The organism is Negativicoccus succinicivorans, assembly GCF_018372215.1.
Classification (GTDB): domain Bacteria; phylum Bacillota; class Negativicutes; order Veillonellales; family Negativicoccaceae; genus Negativicoccus.
This window is the reverse complement of record NZ_JAHAJN010000003.1, coordinates 158,363-166,978: the sequence shown is the minus strand read 5'-3', so window position 1 is coordinate 166,978 and position 8,616 is coordinate 158,363. Positions and strand designations below refer to the sequence as shown.

General features: G+C 52.2%; 5 protein-coding genes and 1 pseudogene. 5 read left to right on the top strand and 1 reads right to left on the bottom strand.

The features are described 5' to 3' along the window. Positions 1–303: 303 nt before the first annotated feature. Positions 304–2,391, bottom strand: a pseudogene (locus KIB08_RS03045) (TonB-dependent receptor plug domain-containing protein). Between the two features lie 359 nt (positions 2,392–2,750). Here KIB08_RS03045 and KIB08_RS03040 point away from each other — a divergent pair. The 5 genes from KIB08_RS03040 (at position 2,751) to rplI (ending at position 8,614) form a co-directional block, all read left to right on the top strand. Then, positions 2,751–3,173, top strand: coding sequence for a DUF805 domain-containing protein (locus KIB08_RS03040; protein ID WP_303989419.1), 423 nt, complete (start codon positions 2,751–2,753; stop codon positions 3,171–3,173). A 363-nt stretch (positions 3,174–3,536) separates the two neighbouring features. Beyond that, a complete protein-coding gene (locus KIB08_RS03035) occupies positions 3,537–5,201 on the top strand; it encodes a ribonuclease J (protein WP_303989438.1) in 1,665 nt (554 codons plus the stop codon). Next, positions 5,201–6,172, top strand: coding sequence for a YybS family protein (locus KIB08_RS03030; protein WP_303989416.1), 972 nt, complete (start codon positions 5,201–5,203; stop codon positions 6,170–6,172). The genes KIB08_RS03035 and KIB08_RS03030 overlap by 1 nt, the downstream gene beginning before the upstream one ends. After that, positions 6,159–8,168, top strand: coding sequence for a DHH family phosphoesterase (locus tag KIB08_RS03025; RefSeq protein WP_303989413.1), 2,010 nt, complete (start codon positions 6,159–6,161; stop codon positions 8,166–8,168). Before KIB08_RS03030 ends, KIB08_RS03025 begins: the two co-directional genes overlap by 14 nt. Then, entirely contained in the window at positions 8,165–8,614 is a 450-nt protein-coding gene (gene rplI, locus KIB08_RS03020; protein ID WP_303989410.1) for a 50S ribosomal protein L9, read from the top strand. The genes KIB08_RS03025 and rplI overlap by 4 nt, the downstream gene beginning before the upstream one ends. Positions 8,615–8,616: the final 2 nt, after the last annotated feature.

Here is an 8,616-nt window from a genome sequence, read left to right as displayed (position 1 = left end):
TAAGCTCGTAAACGCCGAAAGTACTTGGCTGGAAACGGCCCGGGAGCATAGGTAGCTGCTGATTACGCGAAGAGACCGTCGAATGACGGTCTCTTTTTTATTGCAAGCAGATGGCATTCAAAGAACTTCAAGTGACGTCCATATATCGCCTTATAACCGGCGGCAAGGCATTGTCGGTAACGGTCGCATCAGATCGGCATGTGACGAGAGTAGCGGAGGGTACTCGAATGCGAATTGGCTTCACCTGAAATGTGAAAAAGGGAAAGAAAAAAGAGGGCGATTGCCCTCTTTTTTTGAAAATGCTTAGAATCGGTATTGCAAGGAGACTGTGTAGGTTCTTTCACGAGCGGCCTCGCCTGCGTAGAATTTTTTGTCGAACAGGTTGTAGATATCGCCTTGTAAGACGAGACCTTCTTGGATTTCATAGTTGGCGGAAAGGCTGGTGACGAAGTACGAGTCTTCCGATTTGTATTCACCGGTGTCGCGATCCGGACGCTGTCTTTCGCTGACATAGGTGTTGTCCAAGAGGACTTGCCAGGGCTTGGCATCCCATTGCACGCCGAAGTGAACGAGGTGACGCGGGATATCGTAGTACCGATCGCCATCTATTTTGGCATCGGTCAGAGCGTAGTTGGCGTAGGCCGACCAGTTTTGGTTGAAGCGGTACTGCGTACCGAATTCGATGCCGCGGCGAACGAGATCGCCGTCCGTGTTGTAATAATAACGTGGTTTGACGTTTTTCGGTTTCAGAGCGACGAGATCTTTTGTTTTGGCATGGAAGAGCGTCACATCCCAAGTCAGGTTCTGATCATAGTGTTTGTAACCGACTTCCCAAGTATTGGTCGTTTACGGCTTTAAGTCCGGATTCGGGGAAATCGTTCCACTGTTTCGATATACCTGGTAAAGTATCGGCGGGTTGAAGGAGTGGCCGTAGCTGATAAAGGCGGAGTTGTTCTCATCGAAGCGATGTTCCACCGCTACTTTCGGAGACCATTCGTCATACGTTCCGGAAGCGAAGTTATTATATTTCCAGGTACCGTCATCTTGCAAGGTGTTGTTGTAGCCTTTTTCTTTTTTGTAGCGGTCGTAACGCATGCCCAAGTAGAGATCGGTCGTATCCGCGACTTGCCATTTATCTTGGAGATACAACGCGTGCAGGATTCCGCGTCCGCCGTTATATTCGTACGGGCTGCGGCCGTTATCGCGGTCCCGCCAGTGCTCCAGGTCAAAGCGGGTCTGCGCGAAGGATTCGCGATTGTAGTTGTAGCCGACCGTGAGCGTATGGTCTTTGAGCTCGATGTTTTTGTGAATATCGAAGTTATACGTCTTGCTCGGATAGTAGGAGAAATCGCCCTTTCCGTTCCACGCATTCAAAGTGTCCGTGTTGACGACACCGGTGACTTTGCCGGAAGAACTGAAGCCGTCGTTGAAGCGATCGGTGTATCCGAAATGGGCGAAGAGTTGATTTTTACGATCGGCGAATTGCAGGCGATGGACGTCCATATCGCGGACACCGTAGTTTCCGAGATAGTCAGACGGGGCGATTGTCAAAATTCTCTTGTCGGGCAATTCCCAAACGCCGCCAAAGACGGGGTTGCCGTCTTTATCGTAAACATAGGTGAAGGGATTGCGGTAGTCGTAATTGTGCTTCGAGCGGGTGAAGGCGTAGTCTAAGCTGCGATCTTCATCGAAATCATAGCCCAAGGAAAAGGACCATGTTTCCGTGTCGTTCAATTTTTCGCCACGCGAGCCGATGATGTAGTAACCTCTTGCCGATTGCGCCAAGTTGACTTGGTGCGTCGGTGTGACCGGTTTTTTTGGATCTTGTTTTTGGGCGCTTTTGTCGATGTAGTAGCCGACATAGCCGTCCGTGGAGCGTTTTTCATAACCGAGGCCCATGCGCCAGTTATCTTTTTTCACCTTTGTGTTTAAACCGAAACGCTTCGTTTTATCGCTTCCGTAAGAAAGGACGGCATTGCCGCTGAGTTCTTCCTGCGATTTCGCGGTGATGATGTTGATGACGCCGCCGACGGCGCGACCGCCGTAAAGCGACGAGCCGGCGCCGCGGACAACTTCGATTTTTTCAATATCCGTGGTCGGTAAGACGGCCCAGTCGACGGTACTGTTCCAGCCGGAGTTCAAGGGTTGTCCGTCAAGCATGATCAGGGTTTCAGCGGAACCGAAACCGCGCATCATCAAATCGGAAGACATGCCTCCGTCCGCGACCGGCGAACGATAGACGCCGGGCGTATGCGCTAACGCGTCGGCGAGGTTTTGCACCGGCCGTTTTTTCATTTCTTCCGCCGTGACGACATTGGCGGATGCCGGCACATGTTGCGTTTTTTCCTCAAGCCGCGTCGCGGTGACGATGATCGTACTGCGGTGCGGCATACGCCATGCTCGTTCCGGCAACCATAGCCAAGACGAGCGGTATGAGTTTCCTTTTTACCATAAAGGCCTCCTCAGAAATAAATAATAAATGATAACAATTACATACAACTGCAACTATATTGGTTACAATTGTATATAGTATACATTCTCGAAAAGAGTTGGTCAAAGAAAGAAAAGAAAAAAATAAAAGCTTTCTTATTGCAATATTTGTTGCGCGCAAAACGATCCATACGATGGATCGTTTTGCGCGCAACTTCAGACCGTTCAAGGATGGATTTAAGATGGCAAAAAGATAAGCGTGATATAATGAAATAAAATAAAATAAAACTTTACTTCATTATATGAAAGCGGGGATTCTAATGAATGAAATGAAACAAGCGCAAGTCGTGGAAGAAATGACGTTTAAGCGCGCCTTTGAACGTTGCGTACGAGAAAAGTACGTGGCCTTCAGCGGTCGCGCGTCACGTGCGGAATATTGGAAATTCATGCTGATTTATGTGGTTATTTTGCTCATTGCACAGGCATTGGACGTGGGACTTTTTCCGCACACCGTAGACGAGACCGGAATGGGAGGAACGATCACGACGATCGTGACGATTTTGTTATTCCTGCCGGCGTTTACGGCGCAAATTCGTCGTCTGCATGATATCGGCAAAAGCGGCTGGTGGATTTTGTGGCAGATTGTGCCGCTCATCGGTACGTTGGTATTGCTTTATTTCTTGGTAAAGCCGTCGGAAAAAGGTACGAATAAGTACGGTCCGCAGCCTTCGGAAACATTATAAAAGTCCGCTTCGGCGGGCTTTTTTATTGGAAGCGATAAGGTGTGAATGCGAAAACGAAAAGTGACCGAATGAAATTTTACACGGATATTTTACAAGTAAAAATATTGTCATGATTTTGGCATGATGACGGGAAAATTTCACGCGAAACGGCAAATAATCGGTAACGCGCCACCTTTTTGGCGCGCTGTATTTCACTCGTTTTTGACAAAGCGCGGCAGCGGGAAATGGCCGTACGGCGCGGGCGGTATAGAACAGTGAATATGGTATAATAAGAACAGGAGTTTGTGAGCGGACCGGACAATTTTGATTGTCCATAGCAAGATCAGCAAGAATGTTCGGGACATCTACATATTGGGAGGTTTTATTTTGGCGAAAGAAAAATTGCAGATCATCCCCCTCGGAGGTTTGGGGGAGATCGGTAAAAACATGACGGTATTCCGTTATGGAGACGATATTGTGGTGCTGGATTCGGGCTTGGCATTTCCGGATAACGAAATGTTGGGGATTGATATTGTCATCCCGGATTTCAGCTATTTGATTGAAAATAAGGATAAAGTACGCGCGATTGTGATCACGCACGGGCACGAGGACCATATCGGCTCGCTCTCGTACCTGTTGAAGGAAGTTTCGGCGCCGGTTTACGCGACGCGCCTGACCTGCGGTTTGATCGAAGGCAAGTTGAAAGAAAATCGCGTGGGCAAGTACCAGCTGAATGTCGTTAAATCCGGTGATGAAATCACGGCCGGAGCTTTTAAAGTAGGGTTTTTCCATGTGAACCATTCGATTCCGGATTCCTGCGGGATTTATTTCCGCACGCCGGTAGGAACGGTGGTGCACAGCGGGGACTTTAAGATCGACTACACGCCGGTGGATGGCAAGATGATGGATTTCAAAAAAATTACGGAGCTCGGCAATCGCGGCGTGCTCGTGTATTGCGCGGACTCGACGAACGCGGAACGCGCCGGGCACACGCCTTCGGAAAAAACGGTTTCCGCGGCGCTGATGCGGGAGTTTGCGCAGGCGCGCGGCCGAATTATTTTGGCGACGTTCGCATCGAATGTGTCCCGCGTGCAGATGGCGATTGATGCGGCGGTGGCGAATCAACGCAAAGTGGCGGTGTTCGGTCGCTCCATGGTGAATGTCGTCGGGATCGCGCTCGAGATCGGGTATCTTACGGCGCCGAAAGGAACGATTATCGACAGTGATGAAATCAATCGCTATCGGGCGGACCAGCTTTGCATTTTGACGACCGGCAGCCAGGGCGAACCGATGGCGGGGCTTTCGCGGATGGCGGACGGCGCGCACCGACAGATCCAAATTCATCCGAACGATACGGTCATTCTCTCGGCGTCGCCGATTCCGGGCAACGAAACAAGCGTCGGCCGCACGATTGATAAATTGGTGAAATTGGGCGCGCGCGTGGTGCACGGTTCGGATAAGAAAGTCCACGTGTCCGGCCACGGCTCGCAGGAAGAGTTGAAGATGATGTTGTCGCTGATTCGTCCGCGCTTCTTTATTCCGATGCACGGGGAATACCGCATGCTGCATAAACATGCGGAAATCGCGGAAAGTTTGGGCGTGAAGCGCGATAATATTTTAATCGGCGAAAACGGACAGATCTTTGAATTCACCGGTCGCAAAGGCCGGCTCGCGGACAAAGTGCAGGCGGGCAAAGTCTATGTGGACGGCTTGGGCGTCGGCGATGTCGGCAATATCGTTATTCGTGATCGTCAGCAACTGTCGCAGGACGGTATGGTCATTGTGACGCTGGTGCTTGAAAAGGGGTCCACGCAAGTGCTTGCCGGACCGGATATCGTGTCCCGCGGCTTCATTTACATGCGCGACTCGGAAGCCTTGATCCGTGAAATGACGCGGCGCGTCGATGCGGTTATCGAGCGCTGCGCGGACAATAATATCACGGAATGGAATGTGATTAAAATGCAGATCCGCGATACCTTGTCGCGTTACATCTTTGAAAAGACCCGTCGGCGTCCGATGATTTTGCCGATTATTCAGGAGGTTCATTAATGCCGCAACGATCTACCCGCGCGCTTACGGAAGCGGGCCTGCTCGTCGGTCTCACGGTGGTGTTGTCGCTGGTGGGGACGTACGTACCGATCCTCTCGGCAGTAGCGCTGTTGTTGTGGCCGGTACCGATCGCCTATTTGGGCGTTCGGTACGGCATGCGTTGGTCGCTGCTGGCAACGGTGGCGACTTTATTTATCTTGACGCTTTTCACGGGACCGGTGGTGGCGGCCGGCATCGGACTCACCTTCGGCTCGATGGCCTTGACGCTGGGCGAGGGATTTCGTCAGAAATGGTCGGCGGGACGCATCTTAACGGTTGCGACGATTGTTTTTTTGCTCGGTTTCGGGATTCAGTTCCTGCTGTCCTTTTACGTCATGGGCGTGAACGTTTTCGCGATGTACGAAGACGCGATGCGCCAATCGACGGAACAGGCGTTCCGAACCTTGGAAGGCATGGGGTACAATTCGATTGACCTGGCGGAGGCGAAGTCGCAATACTTGGCGCAACAGGCGCAAATCCGTCAGGTGGCGCCGTTCATTGTGGTGTCGGCGGGATTGTTGTTGTCGTATCTTAACATCGTTATCGCGCGGGCGATTTTACGTCGTCTGCAGATTGATTTACCGAAGTTTCCGCCGGTGGCGGAATGGGAAATGCCGCGGGCAGCGCTGTACCTGTATGTATTCGCGTTGTTGCTCGGCTGGTTCGGGCCGCAATATTTCCCGCAACTGCCGGCGGAAATAGCGATGAATATTCAAGTCGCGGCGATGTACCTGATTTGGCTACAGGGGATCGCGGTCGTTTTTTGGTGGGCCCGACGCCATCCGCGCTTGGCTTTCATGCGCTGGGGGATCGTGATCGGAAGCTTTATCATTCCGACATTTTTAGGATTTTTATTTTTAATCGGTTTAATTGATATGGGCATCAATTATCGTAAGCGGAAAGGATATACTCCGACGAATGGAATATCGTAATTTCTGGTTCAAAAATCGCAGTGATCGCGCGTACGCGGCAATTGTGATCCTGCTCATTTTAGTGCTGGCCTGGTTGAATCCGATCGTGGCGGGGTTGTGTACTCTGGTTGCGTTCGGCGTGTACCTCGTTTTGCGCAAAACGGAGATCGAGCAGGAACGCGTGTGGCGGCATTACCTGAATGCGGTGTCCGCCTCGGTGACGGAAGCGTCTTTATACGCGACGCAGAATTTGCCGATCGGGATTGCGATTATTGATGAAAAAAGCATGCTCGTCTGGAGCAACTCGGTGTTTCGCGACTGGGTGCAGGAGCTGAAAGAGGGCGACCGCCTGCAAAAGTTGTTGCCGCAAACGCAACTGGCCAAACTGTGGGGGAAATCGGGTTATTTTTCCGCGCGGATCGGCGACAGTTATTACCGCGTCATCTATAAATTCCTCGACCGCGCCAGCGGCATCAATGCCGCAGAGAACGATAATCCCGGCGAAGCCTACATGGTGCTGTATTTTGACGATGTGACGGAGGCGGAACGCAGCAAGCAGGAAAGCGTAGCGGCGTTGCCGGTTTTCTGCTATGTGCAGTTGGATAATCTGGGCGAGGTTTCGTCCGATTTGACGGAAGTACAGCGTTCGGCGCTCTGGGCGGAAGTCAATACGATGGTGCTCGACGAATTCGGCAAGATCGACGGTTTTATCAAAAGTTACGAGCGCAATAACTACATCGCCTGCATCAGCCGCAAATCGCTGCAGCAATTGATTGACGATAACTTCAAAATTTTGGAAAAAGTCCGCTCGATTCACACGGTGAACCGGATTCCGGTGACGCTTTCGATCGGTTGCGCTTACGGGGAAGAATCCTTTGCCGAGCAGGAAGGGGAAGCGCGTTTGGCGCTCGATTTGGCGTTGGGCCGCGGCGGCGATCAGGTCGTCATCCGGGCGGACGGCGAAACGCAGACCTTCGGCGGTAGGAGCCAGGCCTTGGCGAAAAATACGCGCGTGCGCGCCCGCGTGGTGGCGCAGGCGATTCACGAACTGATCAGCCAGGCGGACATGGTGCTCGTCATGGGCCATGCCAGGGAAGATTACGATTCCCTCGGCGCGGCAGTGGGTGTCGCGTACATGGCGACCTCAGAAGGCGTGCCGGCGCATGTCGTCATCAGCGAAGATCAGGAAACGGTGGAAAAGCTGGTCGATCAGGTGTGGGCGACACCGGGCATGGAAGATTTGCTGATTTCGGAAGAGGCCGCGCAAGAATTGGTGACGCCGCAGACGGTACTCTTTGTAGTGGATACGCATAAACCGGAAATGACGGCGGCGCCGAGTTTGGTGGAAATGATTCAAAACCGCGTCGTCATTGATCACCATCGACGCAGCAATACTTTTATTCCCGATCCGCTGCTCGTCTATCTCGAACCCTCCAGCTCTTCGACATGTGAACTTGTCACCGAGCTTTTACAGTACTATTCCGATACGATCGAATTGAACGAGACACAAGCCTCGGCGTTGTACGCCGGTATCGTCGTCGATACGAAGAACTTCGCCGTGCAGACCGGCATTCGCACGTTCGACGCGGCCAGTTATTTGCGCCGCAGCGGCGCCGCGACGGAACTCGTCCGCGATCTGTTCGCGCTCGATTTCGAGACCGTTTTGACGCGGGCGGACGTGCTGACGCGCGCCGAAAAAATTGATGGCGACATCGTGTGCGCGACCATTCCCGACGATGCGGAAAACGCGCAGATTCTCGCGGGACAAGTGGCCGATATGATGATCAATATTGAAAATATACATACGAGTATCGCCATTTACTATAATGGCGAAGGCTACAGCGCATCCGTGCGTTCCGACGGTGAAATTAATGTTCAGCGCGTGATGGAAGAGCTCGGCGGCGGCGGTCATCAGACGGTGGCCGGCGGACAGTTCGCGCCGGAAGAAACGCCGGAAGAAATCAAAAATAAAATTGTCGCGCAGATTCGCGCGCAAAAAGAGGAGAATGCGAAATGAAAGTGATCTTATTACAGGACGTCAAAAAAGTCGGTAAAAAAGGGGAAATCATCGAAGTCGCCGACGGCTACGGCCGCAACTACCTGATGCGCCGCGGTCTGGCGTTGGAAGGCACGCCGGAAAATTTGAACAACGCGCGCCAGAAAAATGCCGCGCAGGAACATAAAGATCAGGTCGCAGAGGACGAAGCCAAAGTTCTCGCGGCGCAATTAAAAAAAGTAACGGTCGAAGTGCCGTTGAAACTCGGCGCCGACGGACGCGCGTTCAGCTCCGTCACCGCGCAGACGATCAGAGAAGCGCTCGCGGCCAAACATGAACTTACCGTGGATAAAAAGAAAATCGAATTGAAAGAACCGATTCGCACCGTGGGGCGTTTTCCCGTCGCCATCCGGATCCATCCGAAGATGACCGCGGAAATCCAGGTGCATGTAGTTCCGGAGGAATAATT

Bases quoted from the DNA above. Each gene is read 5' to 3' on its own strand.
- KIB08_RS03040 (WP_303989419.1), top strand. From the start codon at position 2,751: ATGAATGAAATGAAACAAGCGCAAGTCGTGGAAGAAATGACGTTTAAG.
- rplI (WP_303989410.1), top strand. From the start codon at position 8,165: ATGAAAGTGATCTTATTACAGGACGTCAAAAAAGTCGGTAAAAAAGGG.
- KIB08_RS03025 (WP_303989413.1), top strand. From the start codon at position 6,159: ATGGAATATCGTAATTTCTGGTTCAAAAATCGCAGTGATCGCGCGTAC.
- KIB08_RS03030 (WP_303989416.1), top strand. From the start codon at position 5,201: ATGCCGCAACGATCTACCCGCGCGCTTACGGAAGCGGGCCTGCTCGTC.